Annotated in this window: 16 protein-coding genes; 2 read left to right on the top strand and 14 right to left on the bottom strand. The window is 70.6% G+C overall.

Translation table 11 applies throughout. The features are described from left to right. Positions 1-109: 109 nt before the first annotated feature. The 5 genes from ffh to nsdA all read right to left on the bottom strand — a co-directional run bounded on the left by ffh (position 110) and on the right by nsdA (position 7,891). The gene (gene ffh / locus ACWCWD_RS14480; protein ID WP_327178228.1) at positions 110-1,666 is read right to left on the bottom strand and encodes a signal recognition particle protein; all 1,557 of its coding nucleotides are present in this window, start codon (positions 1,664-1,666) and stop codon (positions 110-112) included. Positions 1,667-1,842: 176 nt separating this feature from the next. Beyond that, positions 1,843-4,293, bottom strand: coding sequence for a [protein-PII] uridylyltransferase (locus ACWCWD_RS14475; protein ID WP_450772910.1), 2,451 nt, complete (start codon positions 4,291-4,293; stop codon positions 1,843-1,845). 31 nt (positions 4,294-4,324) lie between these two features. Beyond that, positions 4,325-4,663, bottom strand: coding sequence for a P-II family nitrogen regulator (locus ACWCWD_RS14470; RefSeq protein WP_450772908.1), 339 nt, complete (start codon positions 4,661-4,663; stop codon positions 4,325-4,327). Beyond that, positions 4,660-6,009: an ammonium transporter gene (locus tag ACWCWD_RS14465; RefSeq protein ID WP_450772906.1), complete on the bottom strand. Its 1,350-nt coding sequence runs from the start codon at positions 6,007-6,009 to the stop codon at positions 4,660-4,662. Before ACWCWD_RS14465 ends, ACWCWD_RS14470 begins: the two co-directional genes overlap by 4 nt. 406 nt (positions 6,010-6,415) lie before the next feature. Further along, positions 6,416-7,891 (bottom strand): transcriptional repressor NsdA, encoded by a 1,476-nt coding sequence (gene nsdA / locus ACWCWD_RS14460; protein ID WP_450772904.1) that lies wholly within the window; start codon positions 7,889-7,891, stop codon positions 6,416-6,418. 450 nt (positions 7,892-8,341) lie between these two features. Here nsdA and ACWCWD_RS14455 point away from each other — a divergent pair, with 450 nt between their 5' ends. Next, positions 8,342-8,989: a bifunctional DNA primase/polymerase gene (locus ACWCWD_RS14455; protein ID WP_450772902.1), complete on the top strand. Its 648-nt coding sequence runs from the start codon at positions 8,342-8,344 to the stop codon at positions 8,987-8,989. Between the two features lie 81 nt (positions 8,990-9,070). Here ACWCWD_RS14455 and ftsY read toward each other — a convergent pair whose 3' ends face one another. From ftsY to ACWCWD_RS14430, 5 genes are all read right to left on the bottom strand, one after another. Continuing rightward, entirely contained in the window at positions 9,071-10,273 is a 1,203-nt protein-coding gene (gene ftsY, locus ACWCWD_RS14450) for a signal recognition particle-docking protein FtsY (protein ID WP_450772900.1), read from the bottom strand. Between the two features lie 250 nt (positions 10,274-10,523). Beyond that, the gene (locus ACWCWD_RS14445; RefSeq protein WP_450772899.1) at positions 10,524-11,942 is read right to left on the bottom strand and encodes a sugar porter family MFS transporter; all 1,419 of its coding nucleotides are present in this window, start codon (positions 11,940-11,942) and stop codon (positions 10,524-10,526) included. A gap of 208 nt (positions 11,943-12,150) precedes the next feature. Continuing rightward, on the bottom strand, positions 12,151-15,909 hold the full coding sequence (locus ACWCWD_RS14440) for a chromosome segregation SMC family protein (protein ID WP_450772897.1): 3,759 nt from the start codon (positions 15,907-15,909) through the stop codon (positions 12,151-12,153). Between the two features lie 459 nt (positions 15,910-16,368). Beyond that, positions 16,369-16,578 (bottom strand): hypothetical protein, encoded by a 210-nt coding sequence (locus ACWCWD_RS14435; RefSeq protein ID WP_266709608.1) that lies wholly within the window; start codon positions 16,576-16,578, stop codon positions 16,369-16,371. 438 nt (positions 16,579-17,016) lie between these two features. Next, a complete protein-coding gene (locus tag ACWCWD_RS14430; RefSeq protein ID WP_450772896.1) occupies positions 17,017-17,298 on the bottom strand; it encodes an acylphosphatase in 282 nt (93 codons plus the stop codon). A 166-nt stretch (positions 17,299-17,464) separates the two neighbouring features. Here ACWCWD_RS14430 and ACWCWD_RS14425 point away from each other — a divergent pair, with 166 nt between their 5' ends. After that, on the top strand, positions 17,465-18,382 hold the full coding sequence (locus ACWCWD_RS14425) for a CAP domain-containing protein (protein WP_450772894.1): 918 nt from the start codon (positions 17,465-17,467) through the stop codon (positions 18,380-18,382). A 3,219-nt stretch (positions 18,383-21,601) separates the two neighbouring features. On the opposite strand, the gene mutM is transcribed toward ACWCWD_RS14425, so the two are convergent. From mutM to ACWCWD_RS14405, 4 genes are all read right to left on the bottom strand, one after another. Beyond that, positions 21,602-22,459, bottom strand: coding sequence for a bifunctional DNA-formamidopyrimidine glycosylase/DNA-(apurinic or apyrimidinic site) lyase (mutM, locus tag ACWCWD_RS14420; protein WP_450772893.1), 858 nt, complete (start codon positions 22,457-22,459; stop codon positions 21,602-21,604). A 129-nt stretch (positions 22,460-22,588) separates the two neighbouring features. Next, positions 22,589-23,413 carry a ribonuclease III gene (rnc, locus tag ACWCWD_RS14415; protein ID WP_386886188.1) on the bottom strand — a complete coding sequence of 275 codons (825 nt, stop codon included), beginning with the start codon at positions 23,411-23,413 and terminating at the stop codon, positions 22,589-22,591. Positions 23,414-23,432: 19 nt separating this feature from the next. Beyond that, on the bottom strand, positions 23,433-23,606 hold the full coding sequence (gene rpmF / locus ACWCWD_RS14410) for a 50S ribosomal protein L32 (protein ID WP_003965982.1): 174 nt from the start codon (positions 23,604-23,606) through the stop codon (positions 23,433-23,435). Between the two features lie 2 nt (positions 23,607-23,608). Then, positions 23,609-24,217, bottom strand: a complete 609-nt coding sequence (locus ACWCWD_RS14405; RefSeq protein WP_450772891.1) for a YceD family protein — start codon at positions 24,215-24,217, stop codon at positions 23,609-23,611. Positions 24,218-24,328 lie beyond the last annotated feature (111 nt).

Raw genomic sequence — 24,328 nt, 5'->3', positions numbered from 1 at the left:
CGACGCCCCGAAGGGCCCGTACGCGGCACGCCGAAGGGGCGCGCACCGTCGTGGTGCGCGCCCCTCCTCACGTACTGCCGGCGCCCGGGAGACGGGCGCCCCGCAGCGGTCAGCCCATGAACTTCTTGAACTCGTCCGGCAGCTCGAAGTCCTTGCCCGGCGCACCCTGGTCCGGCACACCGAAGGCGTTGCCCTGGGCGGCCGCCTGCTCGCGGCGCTCCGCGGCGGCCTGCTCCTCGGCCTTGCGCTTCATCGGGTTGCCGCTCTTGCGCTTGCCCTTGGCCTGCTTGATCTGCTTCTTCTGACGGCCGGGGCCGCCACCCATGCCGGGCATCCCCGGCATTCCGGGCATGCCGCCACCCTGGGCCATCCGCGACATCATCTTGCGGGCCTCGAAGAAGCGCTCCACGAGGTTCTTCACCGCGGAGACCTCGACGCCCGAGCCCTTGGCGATACGGGCCCGGCGCGAGCCGTTGATGATGGTCGGCTCGGCGCGCTCCTTGGGCGTCATCGACTTGATGATCGCGGCGGTGCGGTCGACGTCGCGCTCGTCGATGTTGGCGATCTGGTCCTTGATCTGCCCCATGCCGGGCAGCATGCCGAGCAGCTTGGAGATGGAGCCCATCTTGCGGACCTGCTCCATCTGCGCCAGGAAGTCGTCGAGCGTGAAGTCCTTGCCCTTGCTCGACGCCAGCTTGGAGGCCATTTTGGCGGCCTCTTCCTGGCTGAACGTCTTCTCCGCCTGCTCGATGAGGGTGAGCAGGTCACCCATGTCGAGGATGCGGGAGGCCATGCGGTCCGGGTGGAAGGCGTCGAACTCGTCGAGCTTCTCGCCGTTGGACGCGAACATGATCTGCTTGCCCGTGACGTGGGCGATCGACAGGGCGGCACCACCGCGGGCGTCGCCGTCGAGCTTGGAGAGCACCACGCCGTCGAAGCCGACGCCGTCACGGAAGGCCTCGGCGGTGTTGACCGCGTCCTGACCGATCATCGCGTCGACGACGAAGAGGATCTCGTCCGGGCTGACGGCGTCGCGGATGTCCGCGGCCTGGCGCATCAGCTCCTGATCGATACCGAGGCGGCCCGCGGTGTCGACGATGACGATGTCGTGGACCTTGTTCTTGGCGAACTCGATGGAGTCCTTCGCCACCTGCACCGGGTCGCCGACGCCGTTGCCCGGCTCCGGCGCGTACACGGCGACGCCCGCGCGCTCGGCGACGACGCTCAGCTGGTTGACGGCGTTGGGGCGCTGGAGGTCACAGGCGACGAGGAGCGGGGAGTGTCCCTGCCCCTTGAGCCAGAGGCCGAGCTTTCCGGCGAGGGTGGTCTTACCGGCACCCTGGAGGCCCGCGAGCATGATCACGGTGGGCGGGTTCTTCGCGAACCGCAGCCGCCGGGTCTCCCCGCCGAGGATGGAGACGAGCTCCTCGTTGACGATCTTGACGACCTGCTGGGCCGGGTTCAGCGCGCCGGAGACCTCGGCGCCGCGCGCCCGCTCCTTGACGTTGGCGATGAAGGCACGGACCACCGGAAGCGCGACGTCCGCTTCGAGCAGGGCGATACGGATCTCGCGAGCCGTGGCGTCGATGTCCGCCTCGGACAAGCGGCCCTTGCCCCGGAGGTTCTTGAAAGTCGCGGCAAGGCGGTCGGAGAGAGTATCGAACACGGCGCTCGTCGGTCCTCAGGGTCGGGGGCGTGGCAGGTCGCCTACTAGAGTATCCGGCCCGGACGAGCGGCCGTCCTCGCCGGTGGCGATCGGTACGGAGCAGGGGCCGGCGGGCAGGGCTCGCGGGCGGGGCGTGCCCCCAGACGGGGCGTGCCCCGCCCGGGGGCCGCCGCAGCTCAGCGCAGGGCGGCCTCCAGCGACTTCGCCACCGTGGCGGCCTCCTCGTCGGAGAGGACCGTCCCGTCGGTACGCGTGACGTAGACGGTGTCCACCGCGTTGGCGCCGAGCGTCGCGACGTGGGCCGAGCGCACCCGTACCGCGCTGTCCTCCAGCGCCTGGCCGATCCGGTGCAGCAGCCCCGGGGCGTCCTGCGCGCGGACCTCGATGACCGTGGCCTGCCGGGAGGCGGCGGACGCGACCGTGACCCGGGGCGGCGGGGCCTTGATGCCGCGCCGCCGGGGATAGGCGGACTCCCGTTCGGCGAGGCGGGCCTGGATGTCGAGCGCCCCGTCGAGCACCCGCAGCAGGTCGGCGCGGAGGCGGGAGACCTGCGGCAGCGAGCCGTACTCGGCGGCCACCCGCCAGCTCAGCAGCAGCAGGTCGGCGGACTCGCCCAGCTCGGTGGGGAGCTCGACGGCGCGCAGGTCGGCGGCGCGGACGGTGAGGCGGTGCAGGGCGAGCACCCCCGCGACGGCGGGCAGAACGCCGGGCCGGTCCGGCAGCGCGATGAGGAGTTCGACGCCGACCGGGCCCGGTTCGCCCGACTCGGAGGGCGGTTCGGGCTGGGTGTGCAGGGCGAGGACGGGCTCGCGGGTGCGCAGCGCCTCGACGGCGAGGCGTTCCTGTTCGGCGTCGGGGACGGCGGGGCCGGGGTCGGCGGGTGCCTCTCCGGCCAGTACGGCGGCCACCCGTCCGACGAGGTCGTCGACGAGGGAGGCGCGCCAGGTGCTCCAGGCGGCCGGGCCGGTGGCCAGCGCGTCGGCCTCGGTGAGCGCGTGGAGCAGTTCCAGGGTGGAGAGGGAGCCGACCGCCTCGGCGACCGCGGTGACGGTGTCGGGGTCGTCCAGGTCGCGGCGGGTCGCGGTCTCGATGAGCAGCAGGTGCTGCCGTACGAGGGTGGCGACGACGGCGACGTCGGCCTTGTCGAAGCCGATGCGGGTGGCCATGTCGCGGGCGATGACCTCACCGGCCACGGAGTGGTCCCCGGGCCAGCCCTTGCCGATGTCGTGCAGCAGGGCGGCGACCAGCAGCAGGTCGGGGCGCCCGACCCGGCGGGTCAGGGAGGCGGCGCGGACGGCGGTCTCGACGAGGTGGCGGTCGACGGTCCAGGTGTGGACGGCGTTGCGCTGGGGCCGGCAGTGGACCCGTTCCCAGTCGGGCAGCAGCCGGGTGACGATGCCCTCGGCTTCGAGCGCCTCCCACACCCCGACGGTCGCCTCGCCCGCGCCGAGCAGGGTGACCAGCTCCTCGCGGGCCTCGGGGGGCCAGGGTACGGAGAGGGGCGCCGCCGCTCCGGCGAGGTGGCGTACGAGGTGGCGGGAGAGCGGGAGCCCGGACTCGGCGGCGGCGGCCGCGGCCCGCAGGGTCAGCACGGGGTCGCGCTCGGGGCGCGCCGAGCGGGCGAGGACGACCTCGCCGTCCGCCTCGACGACCCCTTCGGCGAGCGGGGTGCGTTCGGGGGCGGGCCTGGCGCCGCCGAGCATGGCGCGGAGCCGGGGGCGCATCGAGCGGGCGCGCAGGACGCGGTCGACCTCGCGCCAGGTGACGTCGGAGGCGTAACTGACGGTGCGGGCGGCCTCGTACACCTGGCGGAGCAGGGCGTCGGCGTCGAGCAGGCCGAGCGCGGCCGCGACCTGGTCCTGTTCCTGGAGGGCGAGCCGGTCGGTGGCCCTGCCGGTCACGAGGTGCAGGGCGTCGCGGGTGTCGAGGAGGACGCGGCGGGCTTCGACGAGCCCTTCGCGTGGGGCGTCGGCCACCCAGGAGGCGGCGACGGCGCGCAGGGCGGTGGCGTCGCGGAGGCCGCCGCGGGCCTCCTTGAGGTCGGGTTCGAGGAGGAACTGGAGCTCGCCCATGCGTTCGGCCCGTTCCTGGCAGAGCTCGTGGAGGGCGGGCAGCCGCTTGGGGGCCTGGTTGCGCCAGTCGGCGAGGACGTGGGTGCGCAGGGCGGTGACGAGGCCGACGTCGCCGGCGACCGCGCGGGCGTCCAGCAGGCCGAGGTGGACCTTGAGATCGTCGGCGGCGGCCTTGCGGGCCTCCGCCGGGGTGCGTACGGAGTGGTCGAGCGCGAGGCCCAGGTCCCAGACGGGGTACCAGATGCGGTCCGCCAGGGCGGAGACGGCCGCGGCGTCGGCCGAACCGTCGTGCAGCAGGAGGAGGTCGAGGTCGCTGCGCGGGGAGAGTTCGCCCCGGCCGTAGCCGCCGACCGCGACGAGGGCGGCGCCGCGTACCCCCGCGTGTTCGGCGGCGGCGGCGAAGAGGGCGTTCAGCCAGTCGTCGGTGAGGCCGGCCAGGGCCGAACGGCGCGGCGGCCCGGACCGCGTCTCCTGCTGGAGGAGGCGCAGCCGGGCCGCCGCATAGCCGCTGGGTCCCGAGTCTTCGGATTCGGTGGTCACTTCGGTACTCGTCACCCAGTTGCCTTCCGTTCCACGGGCGTCGGTGTCAGAGAGCGTCCGGGCCGCGTTCGCCGGTCCGTACCCGGACCGCCGTGTCGACCGGCACGCTCCAGACCTTGCCGTCACCGATCTTGCCGGTCCGTGCGGCCTTCACGACGACGTCGATGAGTTCTTCGGAGTCCTCGTCCTCGACCAGGACCTCGATGCGGATCTTCGGTACGAGGTCGACGGTGTACTCGGCACCGCGGTAGACCTCGGTGTGGCCGCGCTGGCGTCCGTAGCCACTGGCCTCGGTCACCGTCAGCCCCTGGACGCCGAAGGCCTGGAGGGCCTCCTTGATCTCGTCCAGCCGGTGGGGCTTCACGACCGCCGTGATGAGCTTCATGCGTCCACCTTCTTGTTCGGAGCTGCCGGGGTGTCCAGGACCGGGGCGGCGGTACGGGAGGCCGCGCCGCCGCCGGCTCCGCTGAAGTCGTACGCGGTCTCGGCGTGCTCGACCTGGTCGATGCCGGAGATCTCGTCGTCCTCGGGGACCCGCATTCCGATCGTCTTGTCGACGAGGAAGGCGAGGACCGCGGACACCACCAGAGAGTAGGCCAGGACCGAGAAGACTCCTACGGCCTGCTTGCCGAGCTGGTCGAGACCGCCGCCGTAGAAGAGCCCCTTGGCGTCGGACTGGACGCCGCCGGTGGCGAAGAAGCCGATGAGCAGCGAGCCGACGACACCGCCGACGAGGTGGACGCCGACGACGTCGAGCGAGTCGTCGTAGCCGAACTTGTACTTCAGGCCGACCGCCATGGCGCACAGGACACCGGCGATCGCACCGACGGCGATGGCGCCGAGCGGGCTGACCGCACCGCCCGAGGGGGTGATGGCGACGAGGCCGGCGACGGCGCCGGAGGCGGCACCGAGGGTGGTGAAGGAGCCGTGGCGCAGCTTCTCGTATCCGAGCCAGGCGAGCATCGCGGCGGCGGTGGCGACCTGCGTGTTGACGAACATCACGGCGCCCACGCCGTCGTCGTTGCCGAGCCAGGAGCCGGCGTTGAAGCCGAACCAGCCGAACCACAGGAGACCGGCGCCGAGCATGACGAGCGGCAGGCTGTGCGGGCGCATCGGGTCACGCTTGAAGCCGACGCGCTTGCCGATCACGAGGATCACGCCGAGGGCCGCGGCACCGGCGTTGATGTGGACGGCCGTACCGCCGGCGAAGTCGATGACGCCCAGCTCGAAGAGCCAGCCGCCGGCGCCCCAGACCCAGTGGGCGACCGGGAAGTAGACCACGGTGACCCAGAGGGTGATGAAGAGCGCCCAGGCGGTGAACTTCACGCGGTCGGCGAGGGCGCCGCTGATCAGTGCGGGGGTGATGATGGCGAACATCAGCTGGAAGACGGCGAAGACGTACACCGGGATGGTGTAGCCGTCCCAGAGCTCGGTCAGACCGATGCCGCTGAGTCCGACGTAGTCGGAGGACCAGCCGATGATGGAGCCGGAGTCGGTGCCGAACGCGAGGCTGAATCCGTAGAGCACCCACAGGATCGTCACGATCCCGAGGCTGATGAAGCTCATCATCAGCATGTTCAGGCTGCTCTTGACGCGGACCATGCCTCCGTAGAAGAAGGCCAGGGCCGGGGTCATGAGCATCACCAGGGCCGAGCAGATGAGCATGAACCCGGTGTTGGCGGCAGACAGCTGAGGGGTGTCTGCGGCAAGCGTCGTGATGCCTGGGGGCATCGGCGTCTCCTCGTCGTCGGAGCGGCCGCGGCGTGCGGGGGAAGGCTGCGGGACCACTGGGAAAAGGTGCGGGCCTTATGCGCCATGAGATTGGCGGAGCGCCGTTTCCACGGATGCCGCTCGGTGTTTCGCCGCAGTGACGAAGCCGCCGGGAGTGTTACGTCGGCATGAACCCGGAGCGACGTAACCGGTGTCCCGCCTACCATGCGGTCCATGCCGCATACGGTGCGGTTGAAGTCCCGCGACACGCGAACCGGCCACGGCGGACCCCTCCGGCCTGGCGCGGAAGAGCCCGGCCGGTGGTGCGGAGTGGTCGCCGCGGCCGGTGGGCGCGGGGTCCGGAGCGTGTGCCGAAAGTGCCGCCCGCCCTCCGGGCGGACGGCACTTTTTCCGGCTCGATCCCTGGTCAGACCGCTTCGGCGGTCTCCGGCAGCTGCTCGCTGAGCACCTCGGTGAGGTGCGCGACGTCGGCCACGTCACCGAAGTCCCTGGCAGCGGCGTCGACGGTCTTGCGCAGACGGGTGTTGACGCGCTCGGAGCGGACCCGCTTGGCGACTTCCAGCGCCTGGCCGGCCAGCACCGTGGCCTGCTCGGGCTCGCGCTGGAGCAGATGGACGGTGGCCATGCCGATGAGGTTGAGCGCGTAACTGCGGTAGTGCTCGTCGTCCTCGGAGAAGTACTTGACGGCCCTGGCCATGACGGGTTCGGCGAGCGAGGCGTACGTGGGGCTGCGGCCGGCGACATAGGCCAGGTCACGGTAGGAGTGGGCGTTCTCGCCGTTGAGTTCGGCCTCGGAGAAGAACTTGATCCAGTCGGGCTCGGGCTCGCCGTCCAGACCCGCGTCGAGGAAGGTGTCCTCGGCCATGCGGACCGCGCGCTTGCACTTTCCGGGCTGGCCCATGTTGGCGTAGGCGCGGGCCTCCATCGCATACAGCATCGCCTGGGTGCGGGCCGTGGAGCATTCACGGCTGCCGTACTGGGCGAGGTGGATGAGCTCCAGGGCGTCGTCCGGGCGGCCGAGGTGGATCATCTGGCGGCTCATGCTGGAGAGGATGTACGAGCCCAGCGACTTGTCACCGGCCTCCTTCGCCGCGTGCAGGGCGAGGACGAAGTACTTCTGGGCGGTGGGCTGGAGACCGACGTCGTAGCTCATCCAGCCCGCCAGTTCGGCGAGTTCGGCCGCGCATCTGAAGAGCCGGACGGCGGTGGCGGCCGGCTGGGGTTCCTGCAACAGGTCGGTTACCTCGTGGAGTTGACCGACGACGGCCTTGCGGCGCAGTCCGCCGCCGCACTGCGCGTCCCACTGGCGGAACATCGCCGTGGTGGACTCCAGCAGGTCGAGTTCGGGCTTGGAGAGGCGGGACGGGCGGCGGGCGGCCGCGGGCGATTCGGGTTCGGCCTGTCCGACGGGGGTGACGGGCACCAGCCAGCGCTGCATGGGCTCGATCAGCGACGGTCCCGCGGCGAGCTGGAGCGAGGAGCCGAGGAAGCCGCGGCGGGCGAGCATCAGGTCGCTGCGGGAGAACTCACTGAGCAGGGCGACGGTCTGCGGGCCCGCCCAGGGCAGGTCCACCCCCGACACGGAGGGCGACTGGTGGGCGGTCCTCAGTCCGAGGTCCTCCACGGCGACGACGCTGCCGAAGCGCTCCGAGAAGAGCTCGGACAGGATGCGGGGGATCGGCTCGCGGGGCTGTTCGCCGTCGAGCCAGCGCCGCACGCGCGAGGTGTCGGTGCTGATGTGGTGGGCGCCCATCTGGCGGGCCCGCCGGTTGACCTGGCGCGCGAGCTCGCCCTTGGACCAGCCGCTGCGCACGAACCATGATCCCAATTGCCCGTTGGGGCGCTTTCCGGCATTCGTATCGCCTGCGCCACTGCCACTCACCGGTACGCCCCCACTCTCGCCGAAACCTCTTCGCGCGAACCTCTGCCCAGCAAAGGGCTGTCCCAGAATGCCGTAACCCGGTACCGCCCGTACGGAAGTTGCCCGTCATCGAACAAGAAATCGGGTTGCCACCGGCATACCCGTGGGTGCTCATACTTCCAGAGTCCGTGTACCGACGGTAATCCTACGATCACCCTCATCGCGAGGGCGAATTCAGAAACGCCACCATTCGCCACCCCCTCGCTCGAACCCGTCCGGGGCAAGGCGCGCTTGACTTGACAGGCGCCGAACAACAGGGGCGCGAAGGAGTGTTCAGGGTGGTGCGGATCGGCTCGCACCACCACCGAGCGCTCCAGTGCGCCGCCCATTCGGGGCGACCACGGGCGGGCTGCCGGATCGCGGGACCCGCCGTCACGTAACCATCGGCGCGTCGGACCCGTTGGAGGGGGCATGGGCTTCACGATCGGCGGCATCCGCGAGCGGCGGTCCGGGTCGCGGCGACGCGACCGTACGGCCGGGAGCACGGCCGTGGCGGAGTACACGGGACTGTGGGGATGGGCCGTACGCCCCGGGGCCCGCGCACGGACCGGCTCCTGCTCCTGCGGCGACCGGCGCTGCGCCGCACCCGGCGCCCATCCGCTGGAGTCCGCCCGCGAAGTTCCCGCCGGAGCCTCCCTGGACGACGCGGCGTGCGCCTGGGCCGAGGTTCCGGGAGCCTCGATGATGCTGCCGGTGGGCCGCGCCTTCGACATCCTGGAAGTGGCGGAGGCGGCCGGCCGGCGGGCGCTGGTCCGGCTGGAGCGGATGGGGCTGCCGCTCGGCCCGGTGGCGGTGACCCCGGACGGCCGGGCCCAGTTCTTCGTCGCCCCCGGAGCCGCCGCCCAGCTTCCGGAGCTGCTGTACCGGATGGGCTGGGACGACGCCCCGCTGGACCTGCGCGCCCTCGGGCCGGGCACCCACATCACCGCGCCGCCCTGCGACCTCGGCGGCCTCGGCCCGGTGCGCTGGCTGCGCCCCCCGGCCCTGGACACGGCGGCCGCTCCCCCGCCGGCCCGGCTGCTGCTGGGCACCCTGGCGTACAGCTGCCACCGCACCTGAAGCCACCAGGAAACGCCGATGGGCGGCGGTCCCCGGTCGGGGCCGCCGCCCATCGGCGTGCGTGCGGGATACGGAGAGCGGTCAGTCGCCGATCAGCGCGTCCACGAAGGCGCCCGGCTCGAACGGGGCCAGGTCGTCCGGACCCTCGCCGAGCCCGATGAGCTTCACCGGGACGCCCAGCTCACGCTGGACGGCGATGACGATGCCGCCCTTGGCGGTGCCGTCGAGCTTGGTCAGGACGATGCCGGTGATGTCCACGACCTCGGCGAAGACCCGGGCCTGGACCAGGCCGTTCTGGCCGGTGGTGGCGTCGAGCACCAGCAGGATCTCGTCGAGCGGGCCGTGCTTCTCCACGACGCGCTTGACCTTGCCGAGCTCGTCCATCAGGCCGGTCTTGGTGTGCAGCCGGCCGGCCGTGTCGATGAGCACGACGTCCGCGCCCTCGGCGATGCCTTCCTTCACGGCGTCGAAGGCGATCGACGCGGGGTCGCCGCCCTCGGGGCCGCGTACCGTACGCGCTCCCACGCGCTCGCCCCAGGTCTGGAGCTGGTCGGCGGCGGCGGCACGGAAGGTGTCGGCCGCGCCGAGGACCACGCTGCGGCCGTCCGCCACGAGCACGCGGGCGAGCTTGCCGGTGGTGGTGGTCTTGCCGGTGCCGTTGACGCCGACGACCATGACGACGCCCGGGGTCTCGGCGCCGCCCTCGGCCTTGACCTCACGGTCGAAGTCGGGGCCCAGCAGGGTGATCAGCTCTTCACGCAGCAGCGCGCGGAGCTCCTCGGGCGTACGGGTACCGAGCACCCGGACGCGTTCGCGCAGCCGCTCGACGAGCTCCTGGGTGGGAGTGACGCCGACGTCGGCGGTGAGGAGGGTGTCCTCGATCTCCTCCCAGGTGTCCTCGTCGAGGTTGTCCCGGGACAGGAGCGTGAGCAGCCCCTTGCCGAGGGAGTTCTGCGAGCGGGCGAGCCGGGCCCGGAGCCGTACGAGACGGCCCGCGGTGGGCTCGGGGACGTCGAGAGCGGGGGCCTCCTCGGCGGCGGACGGGGCCTCCTCGGCGGGGGCCCCGGTGTCCGGGGTTCCGGCCTCCTCGATGGTGCGCCGCGCTTCGTCGCGCGGCGCCTCGGACTCCTCACCGACACGGGGTTCGGCGGGAGGAGTGATGGTCGGCGTGCTCGACGGCGCCGAGGGCGGCAGCTGCTTCTTCTTGCGGCTGCTGACCACGAGCCCGCTGATCAGGCCGACAGCGACCAGGGCGATGACTACAGCAAGGATGAGGATTTCCATAACCCGTCCAGTATCGGCCACGGTCGGGGCACGGGAGCTGCCTCGGACGCCCCCTTCGCAGCCGATGCCCCACTTTGCACCTTTTGGCCGTCATGGGGTGAGCGGGGACACGGCCCCGGGAACGCCCCGGGAACGCCGCTGCCCCGGCCGGAGCCGGGGCAGCGGGGGCGGGCGGGCGGGCGGTACGGACGGGGCAGCCGTCGGGAGGACGGTGCGGGCGGGTGCCCCGTGGGGAAGACGGTGCGGGCGGTCAGCCCATCTCCTCCAGGGCCTTGCCCTTGGTCTCCTTCACGAACAGCACCACGAAGGGGATCGAGAGGGCGGCGAAGCAGGTGTAGATGATGTACGTCCCCGAGAGGTTCCAGTCCGCCAGGCTCGGGAAGCTCGCGGTGATCGCCCAGTTGGCGATCCACTGCGCGGACGCCGCGACGCCCAGTGCCGCCGCACGGATGCGGTTGGGGAACATCTCGCCGAGGAAGACCCAGACGATGACACCCCAGGAGAGGGCGAAGAAGAGCACGAAGACGTGGGCGGCGATCAGCGCCACGGTGCCTTCGGTGTTGGGCAGCTTCCCGTCGACCAGCTTGGCGGAGAAGGCCCACGCCTCGAAGGCAAGGGCGATGGCCATGCCGACGGAGCCGGTGAGGGCGAGCGGTTTGCGGCCGACCCGGTCGACCAGGACCATCGCGATGACCGTACCGATGATGTTCACGATCGAGGTCGTGAACGAGTAGAAGAACGAGTCCGTCGGGTCGATGCCGACCGACTGCCACAGCGTCGCCGAGTAGTAGAAGGCGACGTTGATGCCGACGAGCTGCTGGAAGATCGACAGTCCGATACCGACCCAGACGATGGGCAGGAAGCCGAAGCGGCTGCCCAGCAGGTCCTTGAAGGAGGACTTGTGCTCGCGGTGCATCGCCGTCTCGATCTCGGTGACGCGGGCGTCCAGGTCGACGTTCTTCCCCTCCACCTCGGAGAGGATCTTGCGGGCCCGTTCCTTCTTCCCGACCGAGATCAGGTAGCGGGGCGACTCCGGGATGGCGAAGGAGAGCAGCCCGTACAGGACCGCGGGCACCACCATCACGCCGAGCATCCACTGCCATGCCTCCAGCCCGCCGATCTTGCCGCGCTGGTCGCCGTCGGCGATCTGGAGGATGCCGTAGTTGACCAGCTGCGAGATGGCGATGCCGATGACGATCGCGGCCTGCTGGAAGGAGCCGAGACGGCCGCGGTAGGCGGGCGGCGAGACCTCGGCGATGTAGGCGGGGCCGATGACGGAGGCCATGCCGATGCCGAAGCCGCCGATGATGCGCCACATCGCCAGGTCCCAGAGCGCGAAGGGGAGCGCCGAACCCACCGCGCTGACCGTGAAGAGCACCGCGGCGATCTGCATGCACCGGATACGGCCGATGCGGTCGGCGATGCGTCCCGCCGTCGCGGCACCGATGGCACAGCCGATCAGCGCGATGGCGATGACCTGGGCGAGGGTTCCCGACCCGATGTCGTACCGGTCACGGATGGCCTCGACGGCCCCGTTGATCACCGAACTGTCGTAGCCGAACAGGAAACCGCCCATCGCGGCGGCGGCCGTGATGAAGATGACGTGCCCGATGTGGTCCGGGTGAGCCCCCCTGGCTCCGGACTCCGGTCCTTGCACTCTGCTGGTCACATGAACTCCTGGTGCCTGCCCGCAATGTCAGACGTGGACGGATGAGCCCTTTAAGTGGCGCATACGAAACCGTTCGCCACCACTTGAATACGCAGGGGATGCGCCGGAGATCATCCGTTCACTCATTGAATTCGGGCTCGTACGAAAGTCGACACCTACCCGGGTATCCTCCATTCGCGTGAAGCAGCCCGGGGAATTACGTGAAGATTCAGCGAAGACGCTGACTGATGACTTTCGATACACCGTCACCCTGCATGGAAACCCCGTACAGCGCGTCGGCGACCTCCATCGTCCGCTTCTGGTGCGTGATCACGATCAGCTGGGAGCTTTCCTGGAGCTCTTCCATGATGCGGATGAGCCGCTGGAGATTGGTGTCGTCGAGAGCCGCCTCCACCTCGTCCATGACGTAGAACGGGCTCGGCCTGGCCTTGAAGATGGCGACCAGCAGGGCCACCGCCGTCAGGGAACGCTCACCGCCGGAGAGCAGCGACAGACGCTTCACCTTCTTGCCCGGCGGGCGGGCCTCCACGTCCACGCCGGTGGTGAGCATGTGCTCGGGATCGGTGAGGATCAGCCGTCCGTCACCGCCCGGGAAGAGCCGGGAGAAGACGCCCTCGAACTCGCGGGCGGTGTCCCGGTACGCCTCGGTGAAGACCCGCTCGACCCGCTCGTCGACCTCCTTCACGACCTGGAGGAGGTCGGCCCGGGTCTTCCTCAGGTCGTCGAGCTGCTCGGCGAGGAACTGGTGCCGCTCCTCCAGCGCGGAGAACTCCTCCAGCGCGAGCGGGTTCACCTTTCCGAGTTGCTGGTACGCCCGTTCGGCCGACTTCAGCCGCTTCTCCTGCTCGGCCCGGGCGAAGGGACGGGGCTGGTTGCGCGGGTGTTCCGGGTCCTCGGGCAGCTCCTCGCCCTCGGCCGGGGGTGACGGGGGCACCGGCTGGTCGGGGCCGTACTCGGCCTCCAGCGCCGTCGGCTCCACCCCCAGCTCCTCCAGCGCCTTCGCCTCCAGCTGCTCCATGCGCATCCGCTTCTCGGCGCCCAGAACCTCGCCCCGGTGGACCGAGTCGGTGAGCTTGTCCAGCTCCCCCTTGAGGTCCCGGCCCTCGGCGCGGGCGGCGAAGAGGGCGTTCTCCCCCTCGGCCTTCGCCGCCTCGGCCGCCGCCCGCTCCTCCTGCGCCCGTACGACGGACACCTCGACGTGCGCGAGCAACTGGCGGGCACCCGAGGCCACGGCAGCGGCCACCGACGCCTCGTGGCGGAGCCGGGCGCGGCGCTGCTCGGCGCGGACGCGGGCCTCGCGTTCGGCCCTGGCTCCCCGGTCGAGGGAGTCGGCCCGGCCCGCGAGGCCCTTCACCCGCTCCTCGTGGGTACGGACCTGGAGGCGGGCCTCCATCTCGGTCTGGCGGGCGTTGGCGCCGTCCGCCGCGAGCCGGTCGCGCCGCGCGGTGTCCGGTTCCTCCTCCAGGGGCGTCTCCTCGGCGACCAGCAGCCGTTCGGCCAGCACCTCGGCCTCCTCGGTGGCCCGCTCCAGCGCTTCCTGGGCGCGGGCGGCGGAGGAGGCGGTCCGTTCGGCCTCGCCCGCCGCGCCCCGCGCCTGTCCGGCGAGCCGGCCGAGTTGCTGGGCCACCTGGGACTTCTCCCTGTCAGCCGTCCTGCGGCGCTCCTCCAGCGCCTCGGCGCGGGCGGCTGCTTCCTTCCGCCGCTCGCCCGCCAGGCGCTGGGCCTCGGCGAGTTCCTCGCAGCGCACGACGAGCGCGTCCAGCTCGGCGGCCGCCTCGTCGACGGATGCCTGCACCTCCAGCAGGCTGGGCGCCCCGGCTGAACCGCCGTGCGCGAAGTGGGCGGAGAGCACATCGCCCTCGCCGGTGACGGCGGTGAGTCCCGGTTCGGCGGCGACGAGCCGCTCGGCGTCCTCCAGCGTCGCCACCACGACCATGTCCCGGGTCAGCGTCCGTACGGCGTCCATGAGCCCGCCCGGCGCGCGCACGAGCCCGGCGAGCGGCCGGGCGGTGCCGGTACGGACCCCCGTGCCGGTGTCGTACGCCCCCGCACCCGCCGTACCCGTACCGGTGCCCGCGCCGCCGTCCGGCTCACCGGGGGATACGGACACGGGGACGGCCGACGCGGCGGCGACGGCCTGCGGGGGAACTCCGGCCGGGCGTCCCGGCGCGTGGTCGCCGCCCTGCGCCGGAACCCGCCCGGCGTCCCCGTCCGCACCACCGGGCGCCTCCGGGTCCGCGAGCGGCTCCGTGCCCCCGAGCAGCAGTGCGGCGCGGCCCGCGTCCTGCGCGCGGAGCAACCGGATCGCCTCGGCGGCCGTGGCGGTACCGGTCACCGCGACCGCGTCGGCCGCCGCTCCGAGTGCGGCGGCCACCGCCACCTCGTACCCGGGCTCCACGTCGAGGAGGCGGGACGCCGGACCGAGCAGTCCGGCCAGCCGGTCCCCCGCACCGAGCAGCACCCCGGTGCCGTCCTTGCGGCGCAGCCCGAGCGCGAGGGCGTCGCGGCGGGCCGCGGTGGCGGCCCGGCCCCGCTCCGCCTCGGTCGCGGCGTCGCGCGCCGCGCCGTGCGCGGTCTGCGCCGCCGCGAGGTCCCGCCGCGCGTTCGCGTGCTCTTCGGCCAACCGGTCGTCGTCCGCGTCGAGTCCGTCGACCTCGGCCTTGAGCTGCTCGTACTCCTCCTGGGCCGCGGCGGCCCGTTCGCGCGCCCCGTCACGGGAGTCGGCGAGGCGGTCGATCTCGGCCTGGGCGGCGGCGGCCCGGCTGCGGGCGGCGTTGACCTGGCCGCCGAGGCGGGCGAGGCCTTCCCTGCGGTCCGCCAGGGCCCGCGCGGCGTCCTTGAGCCGGCGCTCCTCGGACGCCAGTTCGCGTTCCAGCTCGGCCCGGTGGGCGGCGGTGTCCTCCAGCGCGTGTTCCGCGGCCTCCAGGGCGGCGGTCAACTCCGCTTCCTGCTCGCGGATCCGGGCGGCCTCGCGCTCCAGCTCCTCGGGGTCCCGTCCGCGCCGCTCCTCCTCGGGTGCGGCGGCGGCGCTCTTCACCCGGGCGTCGGCGAGCGAGACCGTGCCCCTGACGCGTTCGGCCAGTTGCGACAGCTCGTACCAGCTCTGCTGGGCGCGTTGGAGGCGCGGGGCGAGGCGGCGGACCTCGTCCTCCAGCCCGGTCTCGCGGGCCAGTGCCTCCTTGAGGCGCGCCTCGGCGGACTCCTTGCGGCGTTTCAGCTCCGCCTCGTCGGCGATCTCCTCGCGCAGCGCGTTCCGCAGGGTCACCAGGTCGTCCGCGAGCAGCCGCAGCCGTGCGTCGCGCAGGTCGGCCTGGATGACCGCGGCCCGCCGGGCGACGGCGGCCTGCCGGCCGAGTGGCTTGAGCTGTCTGCGGAGTTCCTCGGTGAGGTCCTGGACGCGGGCGAGGTTGGCGCCCATCGCGTCGAGTTTCCGCAGCGCCTTCTCCTTGCGCCTGCGGTGTTTGAGGACTCCGGCCGCTTCCTCGATGAACGCCCTGCGGCCCATCGGGTCGGCGTGCAGGACGGAGTCCAACTGACCCTGTCCGACGATGACATGCATCTCGCGACCGATGCCGGAGTCGGAGAGGAGTTCCTGGATGTCGAGCAGCCGGCAGGTGTCGCCGTTGATCTGGTACTCGCTGCCGCCGTTGCGGAACATGATCCGGGTGATCGTCACCTCGGCGTACTCGATGGGCAGCGCGCCGTCCGAGTTGTCGATGGTCAGCGAGACTTCGGCGCGGCCGAGCGGCGGGCGGCCGGTCGTCCCGGCGAAGATCACGTCCTCCATCTTGCCGCCGCGCAACGACTTGGCCCCCTGTTCGCCCATGACCCAGGAGAGCGCGTCCACCACATTGGACTTGCCCGACCCGTTGGGGCCGACGACGCAGGTGATCCCCGGCTCGAAGCGCAGCGTGGTGGCGGAGGCGAACGACTTGAAACCGCGCAGGGTCAGGGCCTTGAGGTGCACGCCGCCGGACTCTACCTTTCGCACACGGTTTCACCGCTGAGGGTGCAGGGCACATCTGACGTTAACCGCACCACTGATCACCCGGGGAAAAGGGGTGCGGGGCAGGGGGATGCGACAGGGGGGTCGGGCGTACGCGAGTTGACGCCGGTCGGCACACACCGACGCACGTCGACGGACACCGACACACGTCGACGCGAGGGGGAAAGCGCGAGGGGGAAAGAAAGAAGGGACGCCGAAGCGTCCCTGGTGGAGCGTGGAGCGTCTGCGAACCCGTGCCCGGGCGCGGCCCGCGTGGTTCAGGTCCGCGGACCGTCCCGCACTGCGGACCAGTGGCCGGACGGCCGTGATCGCGGGCGATCACGAAGTCCGGTACCGCCGATCCGCGGTGAGGAGATCCAGAAACGCTCCCGGGCCGCTGATGAAGGTGCGGGCCCGGCCGGCCCCCTTGCGGGCGACCGGTCAGGTCAGAGCGGGCTCTGCCTGGGGTACATCGATGTCGATGCCGTCGAGCAGCGACTGGTGCTGGGCGGCGGCGTTGAGCGCGTCGTTCTCGTCCTGGATCCGTACGAGCTCGGATTCCAGGTCCTGGACGCGCTTCTGGAGCCGTCGCATCTCGGCGAGGAGTCGCGGGTCGGAACCGCCGACGTAACCGAGAAGCGCCTTTGCCATGATGGATGGTCCTCCACACTGAGTGACCGACCGAAGCGGTGTGGGTCGTGAGGGAATCGCACCCGCGATGCCCGGCAGTGCTCTTGATCATCACTGCGGTTGCTGCGGAAACAGCCCTGTCGAACAGCTGAGGTGCGCGGGGATTTCAGAGTCTCACCAAAAAGTTTGACGGTCAACACGATCACACCCCGTGGGCGCCGCCATCCCCGGGGCGGGCCGCCCGACGATCACCCCGGCCGCCGCCGCCGGGAGATCTCCGAGCCCCGGCGATCTTGGTCAACCGGGTAGCTTCGCACGCCCGGAAGCCTTCCGCAACAGCCGGGTGCCCCTGGACTCCGCCGCAGGTCACTCCGGGTGCCGCCGCCCCGGCACGCACGACGGCGGAGCATCGCGGGCGCCGTGCGGAGGGCGCACCCGACCCGACACTCCGCGCGCCGGTCACCGGATGGCGAACCCGTCGTAGCCGCCGCGCGGGGTGTCCCAGATCTCAGTGACTCCGTCCACGCGGCCGGGCGTGTCGGCGGAGCGCAGCCACTCCAGCAGACGGTGGCAATTCTCACGTGCTCCCTCGGCGACGACCTGTACCCGGCCGTCGTCCAGATTGAGGGCGAAGCCGACCAGCCCGCCGATCTCCAAAGCGTTTGCCCTGGTGAACCAGCGGAACCCTACTTGCTGTACTCGGCCGCGTACCCACACCACGAGTCGTGCATCTTCGCTCATACGGGAACGCTAACCGGAGCGGGCCGCCCGAAGCCCCTCGCGGCCGATCCGTCATGGCGTACAGTCCGGTCGCAATGACCTCACCCCATCGGGTGAGCACCACGGACTCGGCGACGCCCCCGGAGACCTCGGAGGCGGCCCGAACGGCATGAGGAAGGCACAGCGCATGGGACGCCACCGACGATCCGCCGCAGGCCCCGCCGCTGACGAAACCGCCCCGGTGCCCTCCAGGGGACGGCACGGCGGCCGTACCCGTCGGACCAAGCGCCGGGTACCCCTGCCGGTACGCGCCGGGCTGCTCGGGGTCACCGCGGCGGTGGCGGTGGGCGCGGTCGCAGCCGCCTCCGGCATGCTCCCGGGCGGGGCGACGTACGGCCTGAGCGACAGCTCGCACGCCGACCGCGCCGACTCCGGAGGCGCCCCGGACCTGCTCACGCAGGGCACCGCGAGCGCCGACCCGGCGGGCCGTACCGCGGCCGCCACCCCGGCGAGCCGGGGCAGCGAGCGCCCCGGGGTCCCCTCGAAGCCGGCCTCGCCCTCCCCCTCGGCGTCACCCACGGAGAAGACCGCGAGCCCGACGCCGTCGCCCACCCCCTCCGTGACGAAGACGACCGCCGCCCCGGCCCCGACGAAGTCCGCGGCCCCCGCGGCACCGGCGCCCACCACCCCGGCGTCCCCCGCGACCGAGGACCCGAAGCCGGCCGCCGGCACCTCCGTCCAGACGCAGGTGCTGACCCTGGTCAACCAGGAGCGCGCGAAGGTCGGCTGCAGCCCGCTGGCCCTCAGCTCCTCGCTGACCTCGCTGGCCCAGAACTTCAGCCAGGACATGGCGGCCCGTGACTTCTTCGACCACACGGACCCCGACGGCGACACCCCCTGGGACCGCGCGGCAGCGGCCGGGATCACCAACCTCGGCGGCGAGAACATCGCCCGCGGCCAGGCGGACGCCCAGGCCGTGATGGACAGCTGGATGAACAGCGAAGGCCACCGAGCAAACATTCTCAACTGCGATTACACGACCATGGGCCTCGGCGTCTACATCGCCGACGGCGGTCCGTGGTGGACGCAGGACTTCGGCTTCTGAGAAGCCCGCAGGTCAGAGGCATTTCCTCTCCTCTGGGCCGTGTCAGGGCCGTGACGCCTCCCCGCACCCCCTGAAAACACCGTCCACCGCCGCTCGGGTGCGGGTCTCGCTCGCGGGCATGAGGTGGGTGTGCGTCCGCAGCGTGAAGCCGGGGTCGTGGTGCCCCAGGTACTCGCTCAGCGCCTTGATACTCCCCCGCGTCCAGCAGCACTGACTCGTAGAAGTGCCGCAACGCGTGCGTGCCGTGGTCGCGGATCCTCGGCACGCCGACGGCTTCGAAAGCGGGTTTCCACACCCTGTGGTTGAAGCGGTTGCGGTTCAGTGCCAGCCCCTCGGGCCCGTAGAGAATGAGCGTCGCTGTCACTAGCGGCCCGTTCAGGCCCTTCCACGGCAGGGTGACCTCACGAGCCGGGTACTGCGCGATGTGCGTCCACAGTGCCTCCGCCACCAACTCCGGCCGGGGTACGCCGTTTCCTCGTCCGCATGACGCACATGACGCAGCTTCCCCACTTCAGACGCGGCCACTGCGAAGCGGCTGCCGCCGCCGAAGGGTAAGAGGAGCGCCCCCGGCGCGGCGTGCTCCTCTTACCCTCTGCTGCGGGGATCCGAGCGCCTCCCAAGGGGGGTGTGGCGGGAGCTATCCGCCACAGTTTCGGTTGCCGCCACAAACGCAACGCTCTGACCTGCGGTGTGGCGGCGTGGCCGACGTTGCGGATCTGCGGGGAGAGGGGGGACAGCAGCCGGGAGCTCCCGACCGGCACCCGTAACGGCACCTATCCGCTTCACGCGGCCGACCCGCTACAGAAATCATGCCCCTGAGCTGCGATGTAGCGGCGTAGCGGATGTAGCGGACCCTCAGAGGGAAGGGCCGGGTAGCGCGTGTCCGCTACCCGCTACCTTGATCATGCCTCTGACCTGCGCGGTAGCGGAAGTAGCGGGCCTGGAAAAAAGAGAGTCACGGCCTTGCCCCTGTCGGATTGGAAGTCACGGGCGTTGCACCCCGCGCATGGAGTCGAGCAGCTCCAATGTCCTTGGCGACCCGCCCCCCAGGACGCTGCTGAACGTGAGTAGAGCGATGCCGCCGAACACTACTGGGAACGCGGCGTCCGGCAATCCGGCAACAGAGATTCCAACTGCGGCAGCTGCGGTCAAGATAACCGCCAGGGCAAGGCGGCCCCAATCGCGGCTATGGATGGGAGTGATGCCCACCAAGTGGGACTCCTCCACGAGACTTCCGAGCTGGCCACCGGCGTGGCGCTCGCAAATCGATATACAGGTCGTCGCGATTTCTCTAAGAATACGCCCCGGGTCCTTGTCTATCTCTCGAACTTTCTGCTGCAGCAGAGCTGCGACCAAGCGGGCGTGGACATCTACAGATACGCGACGTTGAAAGCGAAGGGACAAATGGTTATTCCTCGCTAGGCGCTGCAGGCTGCGCATCAGAAGTCCTACGTACCCGTCAACCATAAGCACTGCGTCCTGCCTATCAGCAGACGATCCCATGCACGCAATTCTGCACCAGATGACGACTGTAGACGCTAGATAGGGCGTCAAGTCGGCACGTCTCTTGCGTGGGCGGAGTCGGGGGTGTCGATTTTGGATAGCAGCAACGAGAGCCCAGGCAACCCACAAATCGACCAAACTAGCTGCGACTAGACCGCCGACAGAAAATGATGAGGAGTTGCCCGCGCGGACTAGTCCCGAAAGAGACCTTCGCAAATGATCATAAAATCCCGCCCGCCGCGCCGTGTAGTCCAGAGCGAGGATTGCCATCACAACGACCATCGGGGCGGAGGTGCTAGTTCTTTTACTATAGAATTTATAGGCACTCTCCTCTACGCTTACTTGGGCGCGAATGGTCAGGTAATGAGCTATCTCTTGTGCGGCATCACGAGCATATTCCACATGGCGCTGCGACATATTTACTAGACCCTGGCGACGCCTGACGCGGCGTCGAGATATCAAAGCGACAAAACTGGCCATTGATAGACCTCCCCCGGGAGTCTTGAGCGCAGTGAGTGCGGATTCACCGCCGTTCGTCGGTGGCCCTAATCCCGCAACTCCTGACGGATCGGTGTGCGGCGTCAGATGCGGTGCATCGCAAGACGGAGGGACGTCCGCATACTGGATGCATGCGGACGTTCCGACAACGCGGCGAGGTGCCGCAGCTGTCGTCGCACGCCGGCCAGGAGTTGCGGGACAGCCTTTAACGCCAGTCAACGGGCCCCGGCCCGGTTTTACCTATGCCTGCCTTTTGCCCCCGGGTCCGCTCCCCCTCCGCTACCTCGATCACTCCTCCGACCTGTCGGGATGCGGACCCACGGAGAGGCGAGGCTTCAAGGCCCCGAGCGGCGGAAGGTCATCTCCACACGGCGGCCTGACGGGCGCTGAACCTCTTGTTTATGCATGAGGGACCACCCCGCCAGCTCGATGCGGGAGACTGCAACATCGTGCTTCAAGATCCCCGCCGACATCGTCACCGAGTAGACCGTCAGCCCCCGCTCGTACGCGGCCAGCGCGTACCGGTCTGGCCGGGGCGCCTTCGGCGGCGACGGGGTCCCGGCGATGTGCCGGCCGAACAACTTGAACTCCACGAAGAACCCCCGTTCACAACGGCCTCCCCTGGCCGCAGACCGTCCACAGCGTAGCGAAGGAGGGGCGGTGGCGCGGCCGAAGTTCCGCCTGCAGGGGCACGCGGCCATCGTGTGCAGTAGTGGTGTGCGATGAACCCGCAAACCACGAGGACGTAGGGATTCGCCGTATGTGGGTGTGCGGCCGTGCGGGTCTACGCGGAGTAGCGCGGTTTCCAGCTGGTTTCCGGAGGCACCCCTACGTGCGCGCGAGAGCCCGGAGACCCAACGCACAGAGTCCCTACGGTGCCCCTGACGGCCGAGCACGTACCGGGAGGAGCCCAAATAGCACCGAAAGGGGGACGGAAGCTGCACGGACCGCGTGCGGCTTGACGCTCGTGACGGTAGGCCCAGCGTCCACCCATCCGCACCGGATCGGGGCCGTCCGTGGGCAGTCCGAGGACAACCTACCTCCACCAACAACCACCAATGCCCCGACCTTGACGCTAGTCAGGGGCATTGAGTGACACTGCGCCGCAGGTCGCTACGCCGGGGGATCAGTTCTTCGGCTTCTGACCCGGGCGGTCCGACCGGATCCGTACGGCTGCGGCGCCCACTGGCCGGTGGGCGCCGCAGCCGTACGCGCCGCTCACCGCGCCCGGGGCACCCGCTGGCAGTTCGGGCAGAAGTAGCTGGAGCGGTTCATCCAGGGGCGGCGGCGCATCGGGGTGCCGCAGCGGTGGCAGGGCTCGCCCTCGCGGCCGTAGGCGTCCAGGGAGCGGTCGAAGTAGCCGGATTCGCCGTTCACGTTGACGTACAGGCTGTCGAAGCTGGTGCCGCCCTGGGCGAGCGCCGCGTTCATCACGTCCCGGACGTGGCCGAGCAGCTCGGCGGACTTCGGGCGGGTGAGGGTCGCGGTGGGGCGGTCGTAGTGCAGCTTCGCGCGCCAGAGCGCCTCGTCCGCGTAGATGTTGCCGACGCCGCTGATCAGCGACTGGTCGAGCAGCGCGCGCTTGACGGTCGTACGGCGCAGGCGCAGCGCGGTGTGGAAGGCCGCGTCGTCGAAGGCGGGGTCGAGGGGGTCGCGGGCGATGTGCGCGATGACGTCGGGGAGCCCGTCCGGTGTGGTGGGGTGCAGCGAGAGCCCGCCGAAGGTGCGCTGGTCGACGAAGCGCAGATCGGTGCCGAGGGTGTCGGCGAACCGCATCCTGATCCGCAGGTGCTTCTCGGTCGGGGCGTCGTCGGGCCGCACCAGCAGCTGACCGCTCATGCCGAGGTGGCCGAGGAGCGAGACGGGCTCGTCCTCCAGCGGGATCCACAGGTACTTGCCGCGCCGCATCGCCGCGCCGAAGCGCATGCCGCGCAGCCGGGCCGCGAAGTCCACCCCGCCCGCGAGGTGCCGGCGCACCGCGCGCGGGTGGAGGACCTCCACCTCGGAGACGGTCCGGCCGGCGACCCAGCGCTCCAGACCCCGGCGTACGACTTCGACCTCGGGCAGCTCGGGCACGGTGACGCTCCTCCAGGGGCACCAGGGGACCAGGGGCACAGAACGCGCGGACCGTACCGGAACACACGAACCGCGCGGGAAATGCCGCGACCCCCCGGCGCACGGGGCACCGGGGGGTCGCGAACGGGGTCAGGCCGGAGCGACGTCCGTGTTCTGCGGGGGGTCGGCAGGGGTGTCGGCGGCCCCTGCGTCGGCCGCGGACTTCTCCGCGGTCGCCCTCGCTTCGGCGGCGGCGCTGATTTCACGCCAGGCGGACTCGGCCGCCTGCTGCTCCGCTTCCTTCTTGCTACGACCGGTGCCGGTGCCGTACGAGACACCACCGACGCGAGCTGCAGCAGTAAAGATCTTCTCGTGGTCCGGGCCGGTCTCCGTGACGAGGTACTCGGGGACTCCGAGACCCTCGCTCGCGGTGAGCTCCTGGAGACTGGTCTTCCAGTCCAGGCCGGCGCCGAGGTTCGAGGACCTGTCGATGAGCGGGTCGAAGAGCCGGTGGACCAGCTCCGAGGCCGCGTCGAGGCCCTGATCGAGATAGACCGCGCCGATCACCGCTTCAAGGGTGTCGGCGAGGATGGAAGCCTTGTCCCGGCCACCCGTGCCCTCTTCACCGCGGCCGAGCCGGATGAAGGAACCGAGTTCTAGGCCGCGGCCCACTTCCGCGAGTGCACGTGAGTTGACCACCGCGGCCCGCAACTTGGCCAGCTGGCCTTCGGGCAGGTCGGGGTGGGTGCGGTACAGCGTGTCCGTGACCACCAGGCCGAGCACCGAATCCCCGAGGAATTCGAGCCGCTCGTTGGTGGGCAGACCGCCGTTCTCGTACGCGTACGAGCGGTGGGTCAGCGCACGCACCAGAAGGGCGGACTCAAGGTGATACCCGAGCCGCCCTTCCAGAAGCGTGTGGGACGAGGCTGTGTTGACGTTGTCTGCCTGCTTCTTGGCGTGGGACAACTCAGACATCGGGCCTCTCACCAGCCACTCAGACTTCGAGGACCTGGCGCTTGTTGTACGTGCCGCAGCTCGGGCACGCAATGTGCTGGAGCTTCGGCTCCTGGCAACGCTCACACGAAACCAGGGTGGGGACCGCAGCCTTCCACTGCGACCGGCGGTGGCGCGTGTTGCTGCGCGACATCTTCCGCTTCGGAACAGCCACGGCTACTTCTCCTGCTTCTCGTCGACGCCAGGTTCGGCGCCGCCCATGTTGTCCTTCTCGCCGTCCTGAACGGTCTCGGCGAGTCCTTGCAGTGCCGCCCACCGGGGGTCGGCGGCATCGTGGTGGTGGCCAGGATTCTCGTCCAGCCTGATTCCGCATTCGGAACACAGACCGGCACAGGTCTCCGTGCACACCGGCTGCATCGGCAGTGCGAGCACTACCGCGTCACGCAGCACCGTTTCGAGGTCGAACAAGCCGTCCTCAAGGAAAAACTCGTCCTCGTCGTCCTCGGCGTCGTCGGCCGGGTCCGCCGTCTTGCTGCGGCCCCGGTCGTCGGCGTCAGGGTACGAGAACAATTCCTGGAAGTCCGCTTCGACCTCGAAGGTCAGCGGCTCCAGACACCTTACGCACTCCCCCTCGGCGGTTGCACGGGCGGTGCCTGTGACGAGCACCCCTTCCATGACCGATTCGAGGCGGAGGTCCAGCGCCAGCGGCGCGCCTTCCGGCACTCCGATGACTCCGTCGATGCCCAGGTCCCTCGGTGCTTCCACCGAGCGGGTCAGCCGCTTCAGGGCACCGGGACGCCGACCCAGCTCGTGCGTATCGAACACGAGAGGATTGCGGTGGTCGAGGTGGCCGTTCAGGGCTTCTCCTGCTTTCGGGATTCGTGTGCATCGCACTGCGTCGGGAGGGGCCGGCCGTTCCGGAGTCGAAACGGGCAG

It is taken from the genome of Streptomyces sp. NPDC001493, assembly GCF_053597235.1.
The sequence above is the reverse complement of the archived record's forward strand: the minus strand, read 5'-3'. Positions and strand labels throughout refer to the sequence as shown.

Bases quoted from the DNA above. Each gene is read 5' to 3' on its own strand.
- ACWCWD_RS14470 (WP_450772908.1), bottom strand. From the start codon at position 4,663: ATGAAGCTCATCACGGCGGTCGTGAAGCCCCACCGGCTGGACGAGATC.
- ACWCWD_RS14465 (WP_450772906.1), bottom strand. From the start codon at position 6,009: ATGCCCCCAGGCATCACGACGCTTGCCGCAGACACCCCTCAGCTGTCT.
- ACWCWD_RS14455 (WP_450772902.1), top strand. From the start codon at position 8,342: ATGGGCTTCACGATCGGCGGCATCCGCGAGCGGCGGTCCGGGTCGCGG.
- ftsY (WP_450772900.1), bottom strand. From the start codon at position 10,273: ATGGAAATCCTCATCCTTGCTGTAGTCATCGCCCTGGTCGCTGTCGGC.
- ACWCWD_RS14435 (WP_266709608.1), bottom strand. From the start codon at position 16,578: ATGGCAAAGGCGCTTCTCGGTTACGTCGGCGGTTCCGACCCGCGACTC.
- ACWCWD_RS14430 (WP_450772896.1), bottom strand. From the start codon at position 17,298: ATGAGCGAAGATGCACGACTCGTGGTGTGGGTACGCGGCCGAGTACAG.
- ACWCWD_RS14425 (WP_450772894.1), top strand. From the start codon at position 17,465: ATGGGACGCCACCGACGATCCGCCGCAGGCCCCGCCGCTGACGAAACC.
- rnc (WP_386886188.1), bottom strand. From the start codon at position 23,413: ATGTCTGAGTTGTCCCACGCCAAGAAGCAGGCAGACAACGTCAACACA.